15 protein-coding genes are annotated in these 15640 nt (G+C 71.1%); 5 read left to right on the top strand and 10 right to left on the bottom strand.

Translation table 11 applies throughout. The features are described from left to right. Positions 1 to 16: 16 nt before the first annotated feature. On the bottom strand, positions 17 to 892 hold the full coding sequence (locus C4T78_RS33440) for an NAD(P)-dependent oxidoreductase (RefSeq protein WP_093347982.1): 876 nt from the start codon (positions 890 to 892) through the stop codon (positions 17 to 19). A 112-nt stretch (positions 893 to 1004) separates the two neighbouring features. Between C4T78_RS33440 and C4T78_RS33435 the strand changes: the two genes are divergently transcribed. Continuing rightward, positions 1005 to 1367, top strand: coding sequence for a winged helix-turn-helix transcriptional regulator (locus C4T78_RS33435; protein WP_093348635.1), 363 nt, complete (start codon positions 1005 to 1007; stop codon positions 1365 to 1367). A 22-nt stretch (positions 1368 to 1389) separates the two neighbouring features. Here C4T78_RS33435 and C4T78_RS33430 read toward each other — a convergent pair whose 3' ends face one another. The 3 genes from C4T78_RS33430 to C4T78_RS33420 form a co-directional block, all read right to left on the bottom strand. After that, positions 1390 to 3576 carry a terpene synthase family protein gene (locus C4T78_RS33430; RefSeq protein WP_093347984.1) on the bottom strand — a complete coding sequence of 729 codons (2187 nt, stop codon included), beginning with the start codon at positions 3574 to 3576 and terminating at the stop codon, positions 1390 to 1392. Between the two features lie 139 nt (positions 3577 to 3715). Further along, entirely contained in the window at positions 3716 to 5320 is a 1605-nt protein-coding gene (locus C4T78_RS33425; protein ID WP_093347987.1) for an amidohydrolase, read from the bottom strand. 208 nt (positions 5321 to 5528) lie between these two features. Then, positions 5529 to 6347 carry a hypothetical protein gene (locus C4T78_RS33420; protein WP_093347989.1) on the bottom strand — a complete coding sequence of 273 codons (819 nt, stop codon included), beginning with the start codon at positions 6345 to 6347 and terminating at the stop codon, positions 5529 to 5531. Between the two features lie 531 nt (positions 6348 to 6878). Between C4T78_RS33420 and C4T78_RS33415 the strand changes: the two genes are divergently transcribed. The 3 genes from C4T78_RS33415 (at position 6879) to C4T78_RS33405 (ending at position 9618) form a co-directional block, all read left to right on the top strand. Then, positions 6879 to 8048, top strand: a complete 1170-nt coding sequence (locus C4T78_RS33415; RefSeq protein WP_177247462.1) for a Glu/Leu/Phe/Val family dehydrogenase — start codon at positions 6879 to 6881, stop codon at positions 8046 to 8048. Between the two features lie 232 nt (positions 8049 to 8280). After that, complete coding sequence (locus tag C4T78_RS33410; protein ID WP_093146427.1) at positions 8281 to 8484, top strand: cold-shock protein; 204 nt, start codon at positions 8281 to 8283, stop codon at positions 8482 to 8484. Positions 8485 to 8676: 192 nt separating this feature from the next. Next, positions 8677 to 9618, top strand: coding sequence for an NAD-dependent epimerase/dehydratase family protein (locus C4T78_RS33405; RefSeq protein ID WP_258958394.1), 942 nt, complete (start codon positions 8677 to 8679; stop codon positions 9616 to 9618). Positions 9619 to 9637: 19 nt separating this feature from the next. On the opposite strand, the gene C4T78_RS36685 is transcribed toward C4T78_RS33405, so the two are convergent. Beyond that, positions 9638 to 10045 carry a methyltransferase domain-containing protein gene (locus tag C4T78_RS36685; protein WP_177247429.1) on the bottom strand — a complete coding sequence of 136 codons (408 nt, stop codon included), beginning with the start codon at positions 10043 to 10045 and terminating at the stop codon, positions 9638 to 9640. A gap of 371 nt (positions 10046 to 10416) precedes the next feature. On the opposite strand from C4T78_RS36685, the gene C4T78_RS33395 reads away from it, so the two are divergent. Beyond that, positions 10417 to 11796 (top strand): FAD-binding oxidoreductase, encoded by a 1380-nt coding sequence (locus C4T78_RS33395; RefSeq protein ID WP_093348000.1) that lies wholly within the window; start codon positions 10417 to 10419, stop codon positions 11794 to 11796. Positions 11797 to 11805: 9 nt separating this feature from the next. Here the strand turns inward: C4T78_RS33395 and C4T78_RS36680 are convergent, their stop codons facing one another. From C4T78_RS36680 to C4T78_RS33375, 5 genes are all read right to left on the bottom strand, one after another. Beyond that, positions 11806 to 11976 (bottom strand): Rv3202a family protein, encoded by a 171-nt coding sequence (locus tag C4T78_RS36680; RefSeq protein WP_177247430.1) that lies wholly within the window; start codon positions 11974 to 11976, stop codon positions 11806 to 11808. A gap of 128 nt (positions 11977 to 12104) precedes the next feature. Further along, positions 12105 to 12545 carry a thioesterase family protein gene (locus C4T78_RS33390; protein ID WP_093348002.1) on the bottom strand — a complete coding sequence of 147 codons (441 nt, stop codon included), beginning with the start codon at positions 12543 to 12545 and terminating at the stop codon, positions 12105 to 12107. Further along, positions 12542 to 13504, bottom strand: coding sequence for a 3-hydroxyacyl-CoA dehydrogenase NAD-binding domain-containing protein (locus tag C4T78_RS33385; RefSeq protein WP_093348004.1), 963 nt, complete (start codon positions 13502 to 13504; stop codon positions 12542 to 12544). Before C4T78_RS33385 ends, C4T78_RS33390 begins: the two co-directional genes overlap by 4 nt. Positions 13505 to 13700: 196 nt before the next feature. After that, positions 13701 to 14585 carry a beta-keto acid cleavage family enzyme gene (locus C4T78_RS33380; RefSeq protein WP_093348005.1) on the bottom strand — a complete coding sequence of 295 codons (885 nt, stop codon included), beginning with the start codon at positions 14583 to 14585 and terminating at the stop codon, positions 13701 to 13703. A 74-nt stretch (positions 14586 to 14659) separates the two neighbouring features. Further along, the gene (locus tag C4T78_RS33375) at positions 14660 to 15520 is read right to left on the bottom strand and encodes a TetR/AcrR family transcriptional regulator (RefSeq protein ID WP_093348638.1); all 861 of its coding nucleotides are present in this window, start codon (positions 15518 to 15520) and stop codon (positions 14660 to 14662) included. Positions 15521 to 15640: the final 120 nt, after the last annotated feature.

The raw sequence follows: 15640 nt of genomic DNA, 5'->3' as shown, positions 1-15640 counted from the left end.
GGCCGGGTGTTCCGGCTCAAGCCGGGTGCTTGATGCTCTCGATGATGCGGGGGAAGGCCTGCTCGCCGTACCCGGCGTCGATCTGGCGCTGGATGAGGTTCTGCACCGCGTCGATCACCTCGGTGCTGATGCCCTGGGCGGCACTGGCGGAGACGATGTCGTCGAGGCTGGAGAACTCCAGGCTCTGCTGGCCGTCGACGGTGTAGTCCCCGCCGTCGATCACGGCGGCCAGTTCGGCCAGCGATCCGGTCATCGCCGCGATCCAGGCCGACGCCCGCTCGGCGAACGCTCCCGCCGACACGCCTGCGGGCGCCACCATGGCCGCGCCGTGCATGAATCCGGCGTACATGACGTACATCCCCGACAGCAGCGCGAGGTCGTACAGCGACGCCACACCGGCGTCCTCGCCGAAGTACACGCTCTCGCCCCACAGGTCCAGCAGCGGGCGGTGCTGCTCGAACACCGCCGCCGATCCGCTGTAGAGGATCGACGACCCCGGTCGGCCGATCATCGACGGGATGGCCATGATGCCGCCGTCCAGGTACTCGACGCCGTGCCCGGCGGCCCAGGCGGCGATCTCCCTGGACTGGTCCGGCGAGGTCGTGGTGACGTTGACCAGAGTCCGCCCGGCGAGCTGCTCGGCGACCGGGTCGAGGGTCTCGTGGACCGAGGCGGCGTCGTACAGGCAGGCGATGACCACATCGGCGGCGGTGACCGCCTCGCGGACCGAACCGGCGGCGACCGCGCCCCGCTCGACCAGCGCACCGGTCTTGCCCGGTGACCGGTTCCAGACCGTGGTCGGGTATCCCGCGTCGAGGACCGCGACGGCCAGCGCACTGCCCATCGCACCCAGACCGAGCAGGCTGACGCGGGTGTTGTTCTCGTTGCTCAACTTCGTTTCTCCTCAGCGCTTTTCGATGCTCGAATCCTTTCCGCAACCGGTAGGCTCGACAAGTACCGACTAATTAGTGGGGTACTTACCTTTTGGGAAGTGAGGCGTGCGGATGCCGAAGGAACCCCGTCGCGGGCCCTATTTCTGCGGCATCGACGCCGCGATGGACGTGGTGTCCGGCAAGTGGAAGGCGCTGATCATCTGGGAGCTGCACGAGCACGGCACCCGGCGCTTCGCCGAACTGCGGCGCGGACTGCCCGGCGTGACCGAGAAGATGCTCACCCAGCACCTCCGCGAGATGGAGGAGGACGGCCTGGTGCACCGCGAGGTCTACCGGGAGGTCCCGCCCAAGGTGGAGTACTCCCTGACCGAGCACGGCGAGTCGCTCAACCGCGCGCTGGTGCCGCTCGGCCAGTGGGGCATCGAGCGCAGCCGCCGCATCGGCGCGGAAACTGTGCACGACGTCGCGGGCTGAGGGCCGCCTCCGGCCCCCGGCTCTAGCCGACCACCGGGTCCCAGGTGAGGCGCGCGGCCGAGGTGCCGAGGCCGGTGGGGCGGGGCACCGCGATGTCGTGCCGGAGTTCGGCGTCGAAGTAGCGCCGGCACTCGCGGTGCCAGTTGAGGATCCCGGCCATCCAGTCCTGCAGCTCCGAGGCGTAGCGGATGAGCGTGGCGCGGGCGTCGGCGTCCAGGTCCCGCTCGGCGAACAGGGCCGGGAGCTCGACGTCCACGGTGCGCTCGAACTGCCGAAGGCGCGCGTCCATCAGGTCGTGCACCACCTGGAACGCCCGGTCCAGGTCGCAGTCCAGGAAGTTCTGCACCACCAGCACCGCGTTGTGCACCTCGCCCTCGTACTGGATCTCCTTGCGGTAGGAGAACACGTCGTTGACCAGCGTCGCGAAGTCGGTCGCCGAGTTCTCCATGGCCCGGATGGTGCGGGTGCGGTAGATCTCCGGCGGCACGGTCGCGCCGTGGGAGAACCGGGACAGGCTCATGGTGAGCTCGGACCCGAAGGTGCGACGCCGCATCTCGACGTAGTCGACCGGGTCGGGGATCCGGTTCTGGTGCTGGTTGGCCAGTTCCCACAGCCAGCTGTCCAGCATCACCTCGACGGTGCCGCGGAACGCCCGGCGCTTGTCCGTCGGCAGCGGGCCCGCCGTGCGCAGCCACAGATCCGCGAGCCCGCGCTCCAGCGCGTTGGCCGGGACGACCGCACTGCTGCCCTCGACCGGCATTAGCTCCTTGAGCCGCGCGGTGAGCGCTTTGGCACCCGCCATGTCGCGGGTGTGCCCGAAGACCTGCGGGTAGTAGTCATCGCCGTAGGTTCCCCAGGTCAGCCACGCCGAGGCCAGGTCGATCTCCTCGATGGTGGCGTCCGGGTCGAGACCGGCGGCGCAGTGCGGGAGGTCGTTGGCGCGCATCGCCGGCTCGTCCCACACGGAAGGCACGTCGGTGAATATGCCGATGGTGCGCGCCCAGTCGACGGCGTGTTCGCGGGCCACGTCCAGGTGCGGCGAGAGCGAAACCGGGTACGGCAACCGGATCTCCCGGTGCGGGATGTGCCCGACCGGCTGGAACGGGGTCCGCGTGTAGCTGCGCATCCGCTGCGGCGCGGTGCTGATCAGCGAGGAGATGATCCGGGCGGCCGAGGTGCCCAGCCCGGTCGGCCCGGCCAGCACGCTGGAGGCACCGCCGTCGGGGTACCGGCCGGACTGCACGTGCCACTCGTGGCCGCCGGACTGCCAGTCCTGCAAGCCCTTGACGTAGCCGAGCACCGCCAGCCTGCCCAGCGGATCGATGCCCCGTTCGTCGAGCAGCTGCGGCACCTCGGTCAGCGCCGTGTGCTCGAACTGGTGCAACCGCGAGGTCAGCAGGTCGTTGACCGCCTCCGCGGCCTGCTGGGTCGAGCAGCCGAGGAACTTCTCGAAGACCAGCACGCCGTTGCTCAGCTCTCCCTCGTCCCGCACCTCCCGCTCGTAGGAGAACAGGTCGTTGCGCAGGTGCACCGCGTCGGAGAAGGTGTCGCGCAGCACCTGCATCGGCCTGGCCGCGGCGATCTCGGCGGGCACCTCGGCGCCCACCGCGTGCTCGACCAGGTTCGCCGACCACGGAGCGCCACCGACCTTGCGGCGCATCTCGATGTACTCGATGGGGTTGGACAGCCGGTTCTCGCTGATGTTGGTGAGCTCCCACAGCGATTCGTCCAGCAGGTGCTTGGTGTTCTCGGCGAACCGCCGCCGCCAGTCGGCGCTCATCGACGGCACGGTGCGCTCCCACAGGTCCGCCAGCCCGCGCTCCACCGGGTTGGTGGGCTCGGCGGTGATCGGGCCCTCGACGGGCATGAAGGCGGGCAGCCGATCGAGGTGCTCGCGCGCGCCCGGCAGGTCCGGATTCCGCTTGTACAGCTCCACGAAGTGGTCGTCGAAGTAGAACACCCACACGTACCAGTCGGTGATCAGGTCCAGCTCCGCGCCGTCGGCGTCGGGGTGGGTGTACGCGCACAGCAGCGCGTAGTCGTGCCGGTCGAGATCCGATTCGGTCCAGATGTCCACGCCGTGCTGCGGCGCGTCGATCATGTCCATCCGCCGGGCCCAGGTCTTGCTGTGCTCCCGGGCCCGCTCCAGGTTCGGGTTCAGCCGTGCCGGATAGGACAGGTAGAACTCCGGCAGCCGGAAGGCCTGCATGGTCCGCGCACCTCTCTGCGATGGTCACCGACCCTGCGCACGAAACCAGTCGCGCCCGCGGCGGCCAATGGCCCGGATGCCCTTCCACACGATCGGGAGGCCGCGTCGCCCGCACGGCCCAGCGCGGGATTGCGGTCGGTCACATCCGGTGGTGCACCACTGCTCCGTCGACCATCGTCAGCTCCACCTCGCAGCGCCAGATCTCGTTCGGCGGCAAGGCGAACGGGTCGCGGTCCAGCAGCACCAGATCGGCGGCCTTGCCGACCTCCACGGTTCCGGTCTCCCGCTCGGCGTGGTTGACCCACGCGCTGCCCGCGGTGTAGGCGGCGAGCGCGTCGACGAGGTCGAGCGCCTGCTCGGGCCGGAACGGCGGGTCGTCGGTGCCGGGCTCGCTGCGGTTGACCGCGACGTGCACGCCCAGCACCGGATCGGCCTCGGACACCGGCCAGTCGCTGCCCGCTGCCAGCACCGCCCCCGCCGCGCGCAGCGAGCGGAACGGGTACTGCCAGCCGGCCCGCCGGTGGCCCAGGCGCGGCACGGTCAGCTCGGTCATCGCGGCGTCGTTGACCGCCCACCGGGGCTGGATCGTGGCCGTAACACCGAGTTCGCGGAAGCGCGGCACGTCGGAGGGGTGCACGACCTGGACGTGCGCGATCTGGTGGCGCAGGTCCCGCTCGCGCGCGCCGGAGAGCGCGTCCAGCACATCGCGCACCGCGCGGTCGCCGATGGCGTGGAAGTGCAGCTGGAACCCGGCGTCGGCCAGCTCCGGGACCACCTCGGCGAGCAGCTCGGAGTCCACGAAGGACAGTCCGCTGCCGTGCCGGCCGAGGTAGGGCAGCTGCAGCGCGGCGGTGAAGTTCTCGCACACGCCGTCCTGCATGATCTTCACGGTCCCGGCCCGGAACCGGTGTCCGCGAGCCCGGTCGCGGCGGTGCCGCAGCTCCTCGATCTGTTCCCGGCCGCGGCTGCGGTCCCACCACAGCGCGCCGCGCACCTTGCCGGTCAGCAGCCCGCGCCGGTCGGCGTCCAGATAGGTCGCCAGCGTGTCGTCGTAGCCGAGGTAGGGGCCGACGATCGCGTCGTGCCACGACGTCACGCCGCGCGAGTGCAGGTGCCGCTGGCCCTCCAGCAGCCCGGCGAGGTACTCCGCCTCGCCGGTCGTCGGCAGCACCGGCTCGACCAGCCGGGTCGCGCCCTCGTGCAGGGTGCCGGTGGGATGGCCGTCGGCGTCGCGTTCGACCCGGCCGTCCGGCGGGTCGGGGGTGTGCCGGTCGATCCCGGCGAGCCGCAGCGCGGCGGTGTTCACCCAGGCCCCGTGGTGGTCGCGATTGAGCAGGTACGCCGGGCGGTTTCCGGTCACCTGGTCCAGAGCGGTCCGGTGCGGTGCGCCGCCGGGGAACTGCGCCATGTCCCAACCGCCGCCGAGCACCCAGCCGGCTTCCGGGTGCGCGCGCTGGTAGGCCTCGACCTGGCGGAGGCACTGCGCGGCGTCGAGGCATTCGGTGAGGTCGCAGCGCAGCCGTTCGAGCCCGCCGTAGAGCGGGTGCACGTGCGCGTCGTGGAAACCGGGCAGCAGCAACCGGCCGCGGAGGTCGACGAACTCGGTCCGCGAGGACCAGTGTGCCCGCACGGCATCGCGCCCGACGGCGACGATCCGCCCGTCTCGCACCGCCACCGCATCGGTGAACGACCGGGCGGCGTCCATTGTGGCCACCGGCCCGCCGGCGAACACCACATCGCGCATGCCGGGATTGTGTCAGCTCCGCCGAACCGGCACCTCGCCCGACCGAGAACTCGACCTGCCGCGAACCGCACTCCCACCGGTGCGACCGTCCTCCGATGCACCGGTGAACGCGAACGGCTCGGCCGCCCGGTGTCCGGATTCCGCAATTTCAATTGAAATCACACCGCTGATTTCAATTGAAATTGCACCGGCGCCTCGGGTCGGACGGCTACTGGCGCTGCTCGCCGGTGATCAGGGTGACCGCCTGCTCGCGGACCGGCTCGGCGACCTCGGGGACCCGGAAGCCCTGGCGGCGGATGTGCCCCACCAGGTCGGCCTCCGGGGCGACCCCGTGCTGGCGCAGGTAGTAGCCGACCGCGCCCGGCCAGACCCAGGTGCCGTCGGTGTGGAAGGTCATCGGCACCGACGGGTTGCGGTTCGGGTCGAGCCGGTCGGTGTCGTAGCTGCGCGCCGCCAGCACGATCGGCGCCTGCTCCAGGTAGTCCGCGACCTGATCGAGCTCGGCCGGGTCGATCGCCGGGCGGTCGGTGATCGGGCGGCCCGAGTCGTCGAAGACCTCCGCGGTGCGCAGCTGCGCCGCCGGGCCGGCCGAGAGCCAGTCCGGGATGGCCGACGCGGGGCGCGGGAAGCGGTTGAGCTCGTCGGCGTGGGCGGCGGCCGGGGGAGCGGTGCGCCAGTTCGGCTCGTAGTCCCCGTTGAAGTCGACGGTGTAGCTGCCGGGGCGCTGCAGCCGGTACAGCGCGCTCACCCAGGTGCCGCGATCCGGCTGGTACATGCCCTGCCGCAGCCTGCCGAACGCCTCGGCGGCCTCCGCGGGAGGGGCCAGCGGGACGGCGGTGCCGTTGGGCGCGATCAGCTGCGCGACGAGTTCCTGGTGGCCGCCCAGCGCGCGGTACTCGACGGTGGCCTCGCGCCAACCGGGGGGCAGCGCGCGCACGATCAGCCGGCCGATCTCCTGGATCAGCTGCTGCTGCGTCGCCTCGTCCAGCGATCCCGGTAGGTCATGGGGTCGTCCCGGTTGGCTCATGCTCGCATCCTCCCAGCCGCCCGGTGATCTTGGGAGTGGTTTGGTCCAAGTCCCGGGGCGGTTCGCGCTACGCCCTCATCCGTCGCGATCGGAAGCTTAGAACCGCGCATCCCCCGTTCGTGTGACCTGGGGTGCGGATGGTCTTCCGCTGCTGGTCGGAGGCCTTTCCGATGGTCTTGTCGGCGGCGGTCGAGCACCCGTTCCGATGATGAACGGCTTGTCCGAGAAGTCGATTGTTGACAATCCAAACCGGCCGCCCTTAACTTCGAGCCATCCGGGCTGAGTGCGGGAGGTGGATCATGCGAGCGGAGTCGTTCCGAAACCCGCGTCCAGCCCGGTGGTTGTCCTCTTCCTCGCTCTGGCTGCGACATCACTGACCGACCTGATCGGCAGTGGGGCGAGCATCGCGATTCCGCGGCTCGCGGGTAGTTCGATCACTGGTTGCACTCATTCCCCGCCCGGGTTCTCCGCGGCGGGTCAACGCGTACTGGGAAGGAGGTTCGGCCCGTGGCACTCGTCGACCGCGACCCGATGATGCGGGTGATCTGGACGGATCCGGTGACCGGCCGCAACGGTTACCTGGTGGTGCACAGCCTGGTGTCCGGTCTGGCCACCGGCGGGACCCGGATGCGTGCCGGGTGCACCCTGACCGAGGTGGAAGACCTGGCGCGCGGCATGGCGCGCAAGACCGCCGTGTTCGACCTGCCGGTGGGCGGGGCGAAGGGCGGGATCGACTGCGACCCGAAGGACCCGGAGGCCAAGGGCGTCCTGCGTCGCTTCGTGCAGTCGATGCGCCCGTACCTGGACGCGCACTGGGTGACCGCGGAGGACCTCGGGGTGCCGCAGCACCTGATCGACGAGGTGTTCGCCGAGGTGGGGCTGCACCAGTCCTACCACGCTGCGATCAGGCGGGCGCCGGACGCAGAGCGCACGCTGCGCCGCGTCCGGGCGGGGCTCAACGCCCCGGTGCCCGGCGGGCTGCTGCTCGGTGACGTGGTCGGCGGCTACGGCGTCGCGCAGAGCTGCCTCGGTGTCGTGCACGCGAGGGGCTGGGCTCCCGCCGAGACCACGGTCGCGGTGCAGGGCGTCGGCACGATGGGCGGCGGTGCGGCCTACTACTTGCACGAGGCCGGGCTGAAGGTGGTGTCGATGGCCGACGCGGCCGGAACGCTGCACGATCCCGACGGGCTGGACGTCCCGGCGCTGCTGGAGGCCCGCGACCGGTTCGGCGAGATCGACCGCGCCCAGGTGCCCGGGCACGTGCAGCGCGCGCCGCGCGAAGCGATCCTCGGCGCCGACGTCGACGTGCTCATCCCGGCCGCGGTGTCCTACGCGATCGCCCCGCCGCAGGTGCCGGAGATCAACGCCAAGGTGATCGTCGAAGCGGCCAACACCCCGGTGACGGCCGACGCGGAGGAAATGCTGGCCACGCGCGGTATTCCGGTCATCCCGGACTTCGTGGCCAACGCGGGCGCGGTCGCCTGGGCCTGGTGGCTGCTGCTGGGGCGGGTGGACGCCGACCCGGTGCTGTCCTTCCAGGTGCTGCGGGAGGAGATGCTGGCGAAGATCCCACCGCTGCTGGCGGCGTGGGACGCCGAAGGGCTCACCCCGCGGGCCGCGGCACTGCTGCTCGCCGAGCAGCGGACCGAGCAGAACCTCGCCGCGGAAGCCCGCGGGCAGGGACTGCTGAGCATTCCCTGAAAACCGGTGCCCGGCGGCGGTGTTGACAGGCGGCGATCGACGTGTGACAACCCGCAGCCGGAGTGCTAGCGTTGCGGTGGTTGCTGTTTTGGTCCCAGCAGTACTGGAAAGTGCCTGCCAGAACGCAGGCACTTTTTTTGTGCGGTGGTGCTCCAGCGCGGCGGGGATCGGCTCGGCGACCTCGGGTCTGCGCAGTGTTGACCCTGGCCAGCAGAATCAGGAGAAACAGGGAATGGCTACCGGTACGGTCAAGTGGTTCAACGCGGAGAAGGGCTACGGGTTCATCACCCCGGACGGCGGCGGCGCCGACGTCTTCGCCCACTACTCCGCGATCGAAGCCTCCGGTTTCCGCACGCTGGAGGAGAACCAGCGCGTGGAGTTCGACATCGCCCAGGGTCCGAAGGGTCCGCAGGCCGCTGGAATCCGCACCATCTGACGAAGGGTCGTGCCGTTCCGGCACGACGGTGCATCGGAGAGAGCTCTGATGCCGCCTCATGGGGGCGGCAGGTCCGGGCCGTCCGCGGTGCCGGTCTGCCGCCTGCGAGGGCGGCCGTTTTTCACCCGTTCCGGGGTAGGCCACCGGGGTAGGCTTTCGAGCCGCTGACGTCTAACCCGGTGCGAGGTCGAAGTGCCCCTGCGTGTGGTTGTCGCCGGTGCTACCGGCGTGGTCGGAAGGACGCTCCTCCCGCTGCTGCGGGAGCGAGGTCACCACGTGACCGCGCTCGTCCGGCGCGTTGACCGGCTGAACGGCTCGACATCGTTCGACGATATCGCCGTCGCCGACCTGCTGGATACCGAGGGGGTGCGGCGTGAGTTGTGCCGCGCCGCACCGGATGTCGTGGTCGACCAGACCTCCGGGATCGGCCGGACCGATCTCAGCGACGGGCGGCACCGCGCCGCGCCTTCCCGCGAGCGGGCCTCGAAGAACCTGCTTGACGCGGCGGTGGCGGCCGGTGCGAAGCGCATCATCGGGCAGAGCACGACCGCTGCCTACCGCCCGCACGGCCACGACGTGCTGGACGAGGAATCACCACTGTGGACGGACGCGCCGGGCTGCTGGGGCGACGCGGTCCGGGCCCAGGTGGCGATGGAGGAAGCGGTCCTGAGCTGTTCGGACATCGAGGGCGTGGCGCTGCGCTACGGCAACCTCTACGGCCCGGGCACGCAGTACGCGCCGGGCGGCGCGGTCCACTCGCGGGTGTGCGGCAGCGAGCTGCCGGTGGTCTCCGAGGTAGTGGGGCTGACCTCGTTCACGCACGTCGAGGACGCGGCCGGGGCGGTGCTCGAACTGCTGGCGAGCGGTGATCCCGGCGCCTACAACGTGGTGGACAACGAACCGGCGGAGGCCACCGAGTGGCTGCCCGCCTACGCGCGGATGGCGGGCGGTCCGGCGCCGGTGTCGCTGACCTTGGAGCAGGCCAGGGCCCAGCTGGACTGGCTGACCGTCCACCAGCTCACCGAGCAGCGCGGCGCGACGAACTTCCGCCTCCGCGAAACCCTGGGCTGGCGCCCGAAGTGGCCCAGCTGGCGGGAGGGCTTCGCCGACCTCTTCGGCCACTGGCCGGGCTGACCGGCGAAGCCCCGGCCGGTCAGCGCCGCTCGGCCGGCCGGCAGCGCATGTGCAGGAAGAACGGGCTGCGCGTCGCCGCGGCCAGTTCCGGAGCGCGCTCGACAGCAGCCGGGTCCGGGCGCGGTTCGAGCAGCTGCTCGATGTCGTCCAGGTGCTCGCGCGGCCGGTTGACGGGGTGCACGATGGCGAGGCTGAACGGGGAGCCGACTTCGAGCACGCGCCCCAGCTCGCGGAGCGCCTGCCGCATGGGCGGCATGTCGTGCAGGACCATGAAGGCGACGGCCGCGTCGAACTCGCCATCGGGCCAGGGCAGCGATTCGGCGCTCGCGCAGACGATCTCGTCGTAGCCGCCCGCTGCTCGCGCGCTTTCGGCCAGGGTGGGGAGCTGTCGATGCCGGCGACGGTGTGCCCCCGGTCGGCCAGCCACCGGCCCACCCGGCCTTCGCCGCAGCCGATCTCCACCGTCCGCCGCCCCGGTTCGGGCGTGATCCGGGCGAAGGCGGGGAGCTGGAACTCCCAGAAGAACGAGTCGTTGCTCGGTGTGCGGGTCCAGTCGATCCAGTCGGCCGCGTTCTCCTCCCAGGACGCGGACACATCCCTCGTCGAAGACATGCTCACATGGTAGATCCGCCGTCGAGCGGATATCCGGCGATGATCGCCCGTCCGCAGGCCGCCGGTGGCGTGCTCGGGCCGCCCGCATTGTGAGCAGGCCCATTCCGCAGGGTGGACTCCGGGGCCGTTCGGCGGGTTAAGTTCTAGCGGCAATACCGTTCCCACCGAGGTCGGAGAGTTCACCCGATGACCACCGCCGATGTGCAAGCCCTGCGCGATCTGCTGCCCGACGGGCGCGTTTTCGACGACGTCGACGTGCTGGAGGCCCACCGCCGGGACCGCGCCGGCTTCTGCCCGGCGGGCGCTCCCGCGGCGCTGGTCCGCGCGCGGTCCACTGAGGACGTTTCGGTGACCCTTGAGTGGGCGCACCGCAACCGGGTACCGGTGGTGCCGCAGGGCGCGCGCTCGGGGCTGTCCGGCGCGGCCAACGCGCTGGACGGCTGCATCCTGCTGTCGCTGGAGAAGATGGACCGCATCCTCGACATCGACGTCTCCGAGCAGGTCGCGGTCGTGCAGCCCGGCGTGGTCAACGGGGTGCTCGCGGCGAAGGTCGCCGAGCACGGGCTGTTCTACCCGCCGGATCCCGGTTCGCGCAGCATCTCCACCATCGGCGGCAACGTGGCCACCAACGCGGGCGGCATGTGCTGCGTGAAGTACGGCGTCACCGGGGACTTCGTCCGCGGCCTCGAAGTCGTGCTGGCCGACGGCCGGGTGATGCGCACCGGTCGCCGCACCGCCAAGGGCGTGGCCGGCTACGACCTGACGCACCTGATCGTCGGCTCCGAGGGCACCCTCGGCGTGGTCACCGAGGTCACCGTGGCGCTGCGCCCGGCCGCCGCGCAGCCGCTGACCGCGGTCGCGTTCTTCCCGACCATCGCCGACGCCGTCCGGACCGTGGCCGGTTACCTGGCCGAGGGCTACCGGCCGTCGGTGCTGGAGTTCATGGACCGGCCCACCGTCAACGCGGTGCAGAAGATCGCCGACCTGGGCTTCCCCGAGGGCATGGCGGGCATGCTGCTGGTGCAGTCCGACCGGGGCGATGCGGCGCCGGGCGATCTCGCCGCCTTCGAGGTCGTGGCCCGCACCAACCGCGCTTCGGAGGTGGTCGTCGCCGACGATCCGGCGGAGGGCGAGCTGCTGATGCAGGCGCGGCGGCTGGTCGGCGACGCCCACGAGCACCTGGGCCTGACGGTGCTCGTCGACGACGTGTGCGTGCCCCGGCGAAACATGGTGAACCTGGTCGAGGGCCTGGGGCGGATCGCCGAGCAGTACCAGGTCCAGGTGCTGTGCGCCGGGCACGCCGGTGACGGCAACATGCACCCGGTGGTGGCCTTCGACGCCGACGACGCGGCGGAGAGCGTCCGCGCGCAGCAGGCGTTCGACGCGATCATGGAACTCGGCCTCGACCTGGGCGGCACCATCACCGGCGAGCACGGCGTCGGCCACCTCAAGCGGCGGTGGCTGGGCGAGGAGCTGGACGAGGCGGCCTTGAGCACGCAGCGCGCGATCAAGGCGGCGCTCGACCCGCACAACATCCTCAACCCCGGCCGCGTCCTCCCCGAGTAGGGGCGGACATCAGTCGTGGTCGTAGGCGTCGTCGAGCGGGACTGCGCGGTGCTGGTCGGCGAGGTCGGCCGGATCGGCGTCGAGAGGTGCCTCGACCTGCTCCGGCTCCTCGTCCTCGGCCAGTTCGTCGACCTGGCGGGCCTGCTCGACCGCGTCGGTCTCCGGGGTCTCGGGATTCATCGATCCTCCCGTCGGTCGTGGGCGGAACACCCGCCACGGTAGCCATCCGAAGCGATCCGGTCATCCCGAGCGGCCCGGCGGTTGCGAGCGCGGCGACCGGTTGCGGCCGGTCGCCGCGCTCGCGGCCGTCAGCCGATGGCCCGGCCCGCGTACTCCGGTGGCGCTTCGACCAGCGAGGCCAGCCGTTCGGCCACCGCCGCCGGGAACGGGCTGGTGCCGCCCTGCGCCTGGTCGACGTGCAGCGCCATGATCTCCTCGGTGGCCACCACGGTGCCGTTCACCGACATCTCGTGGCACAGGCGCACCTTCTTCGCCCCGGCCCCCAGCACGCGGCTGGTGATCACCAGCTCCGCGTCCGGCCCGACCTCGCGCAGGTAGCGCACGTGCGCTTCCACTGTGTACAGCGAGCAGCCGGTGCCGCTGCGGTAGGCCTCGTCCAGGCCCACCTGGTCCATCACCGCGTCGGTGGCGAACCCGAAGACCAGCACGTAGTAGGCCTCGCTGAGGTGGCCGTTGTAGTCGATCCACTCCGGACGGACCCGCTGGCGGAACTGGCCGAGCGCGGTCACTTCGCGCCCTTCCGCACCTCGTCGACCGCCCGCATCACGGCGATCACCGCGCGGTCGCGGTCGGCGACCAGCTCGGCGATGCTGCGGCCGTCGGCGGCGCGCTCGCAGCCCTGCACCATCGCATCGCGCAGCTCGGTGGTGAGCTCGGGCGCCTCCAGCCGCGTCCACGGCGACTTCAGCGACGGGCCGAAGTGGTCCAGCATGTGCGCCATGCCTCCATCGCCGCCTGCCAGGTGGAAGGTCAGGCACGGTCCGAGCAGCGGCCAGCGCAGCCCCGGGCCCTCGGTGATGGAGGCGTCGATCTGCTCGACGGTCGCCTCGCCGTTGGCGACCATGTGCAGCGCCTCGCGCCAGATCGCTTCCTGCAGCCGGTTGGCGATGAAGCCCGGCACCTCGCGGTCCATGGTGATCACCGACTTGCCCGCGACCTCGAAGAACTCCGAGGCCCACCGCACGGCCCACGGCTCGGTCCGCTCGCCGCCGACGACCTCGACCAGCGGGATGAGGTACGGCGGGTTGAACGGGTGGCCCACCACCAGCCGCTGCGGGGTCGGGCAGTCCACCTGCATCTCGGTCATGCCGTAGCCCGAGGTCGAGGAGGAGATCACCACGCCCGGCGGGGTGGCCGCGTCGATGCGGGCCAGCAGGTCCCGCTTGAGCGCCAGGTCCTCCGGCGCGCTCTCCTGCACGAACTCGGCGTCCGCGACGGCCTCCGCCAGCGTTGAGGCGATGACCAGGTTGTCGCGGGAGGCGCCCTCGGCCAAGCCCAGCTCGGTCAGCGCGGGCCACGCGGCGTCGACCAGCCGCCGCAGCTTCGCCTCGAACTCCGGAGCCGGGTCCCACGCGGTCACCCGGTAGCCGCGGGCCAGAAAGTGCGCGACCCAGCCACCACCGATGACGCCGGCGCCGATGCAGGCGACCCGGCGCACCGAACCGGGGGAGGGGGTGTGCTCGTTCAACTCAGAATTCCCTTTCGAGGTCGTTGTGCGGGCGGCACCGGCCGCTCGCGCGGTGGTAGCGGCCGACTTCACGCGAAATCGCCCGGTGCGTTTCCGCTGGTGGCGGCCCGTGAGTGCTTTGGGGTGCTATAGCCCCGCAAAGCACTCACGGGACCTGACCAGCGGAAACGGGTCAATGGCGGTTCCGCGGAGTCGCTCAGCGCTTCTTCAGGCCGAGCTGCTCGCGGGCCTGGTCGGGCGTGGCGATCTTCATGCCCATGCCCTCGACGATGGTCACGGCGCGCTCGACGAGCTGGGCGTTGCTGGCCTTGACGCCCTTGCTCAGGTAGAGGTTGTCCTCCAGCCCCACGCGCACGTTGCCGCCGAGCGCGGCGGTCAGGCCCACCCAGCGCAGCTGGTCGCGGCCGATGGCGAAGCTCGCCCAGTTCGCGCCCTCGGGCAGCATGTTGACCATCGCCTGCAGCAGGCCCGGCTCCGGCGGCGCGCCCCACGGGATGCCCGCGCACAGCTGGAACAGCGGCGGGGCGTCGAGCAGGCCTTCGGCCAGCAGCTGCTTGGCGAACCACAGGTTGCCGGTGTCGAAGATCTCCAGCTCCGGCTTGACGCCCAGCTCCTGGATCCGCTTGGCGCCGGCCCGCAGCATGTCCGGCGTGGAGATGTAGAGCTGGCTGCCCTCGCCGAAGTTCAGCGAACCGCAGTCCAGCGTGCAGATGTCCGGCAGCAGCTCTTCGACGTGCGGCAGCCGGTCCAGGCCGTTGACCAGGTCGGTGCCGTCCACCGGCTTGAGCGGGTCGTCGGGATCGATGACCAGGTCGCCGCCCATGCCCGCGGTCAGGTTGATGACCACGTCGGTGCCGGTCTCCTTGACGCGCTCCACGACCTCGCGGTAGAGCGCGGTGTCCCGCGAGCCCTGGCCGGTCTCGACGTTGCGGACGTGGATGTGCACCACGGCCGCCCCGGCCTCGGCGGCCTCGACCGCGTCCTTGGCGATCTGCTCCGGGGTCACCGGGACGAACTCGCTCTTGCCGGTGGTGTCACCGGCGCCGGTGAGCGCGGCGGTGACGATCACTTCGCTGGCCATCGGGGCTCTCCTCTCGTGGGCAGGTTCCAGCGCCCGGGCACCGGTGCGGTGCCCGGGTGGGGTTTCGTGGGATGTCAGTGCCGGACGATCTCGCGTTCGACGTACTCGCGCAGCGCCTTGCGCATCCGCTCGACGGACCGGCCGGGGCGCCCGGCGAGCACCTGGATGCCGAGGCCGTCGATCAGCGCGGTCAGCGTGACGGTCAGCTCCTCGGCGTCGGTGTCGGCGAACACGCCCTGCTCCTGGCCTTGCCGGATGGTGCGGGCGATGGTGTCGTGCCAGCGCGTGTAGGAGTCGCTGTGCAGCACCTGCAGGTCGGGGTTGAGCGCGCTCTCGTTCCACACCTGCAGCCAGATCGACCACTCCTGGCGCAGCAGCCCGGGCGTGGGCAGCTGCAGCTCCACCAGCCGCAGCAGGCGCTCGTGGGCGTCCTCGACCGCGTGCAGCTCGGCGACCTGCCGGTCGAAGGCCAGTCGCACCGAGTAGCGCAGCGTCTCGGTGAGCAGGTCGTTGCGGCCGGGGAAGTAGTAGTGGATGGTCGCCGCGCTGGTGCCGCACTCCTTGGCCACGTCGGAGACGCGCACCGAGTGGTAGCCGCGTTCGGCGATCAGGTGCCAGGCGGCGTCGAGGATCTGCTGGTAGCGGCTGGCTTCCCGGAGGTCGCCGGGATCGCGAGCGGGACGGGCGGTGCGCTGCGGCGCGGCGGCCACCGTCTCGACGTCGTCGCCGCCGTTGATCAGCCAGTTCACCGTCACGCCGGTCAGCTCGGCGATGCGGGTGAGCTCGACCGGGGTGAACCGCCTGGTGCCGGTCAGCGACTTGGACAGCTTGGTGGGGTCCAACCCGATCTGCTCGGCGAAAGCGCGCTGGCTCCCGGGGTACTGGCGCAACACGTCGCGCACCCGCTGGCGCAACGCAGCCGTCGTGTCCTGCACGAGACGGAACGCTAACAGCACATTGCGAGAATCGCAATGATCCGACCGTGTTGCGATCGTCTGCCGTCCGGTCCAGTTGCGGAATATGCCTAGCTAGAGGCGGTCCGATGCGGCTGTCGC

The sequence above is a fragment of the Saccharopolyspora kobensis genome, assembly GCF_900108315.1.
GTDB lineage: Bacteria > Actinomycetota > Actinomycetes > Mycobacteriales > Pseudonocardiaceae > Saccharopolyspora > Saccharopolyspora kobensis.
Note: the sequence above shows the minus strand (reverse complement) of the source record. Positions and strands in the feature narration are given on the sequence as shown.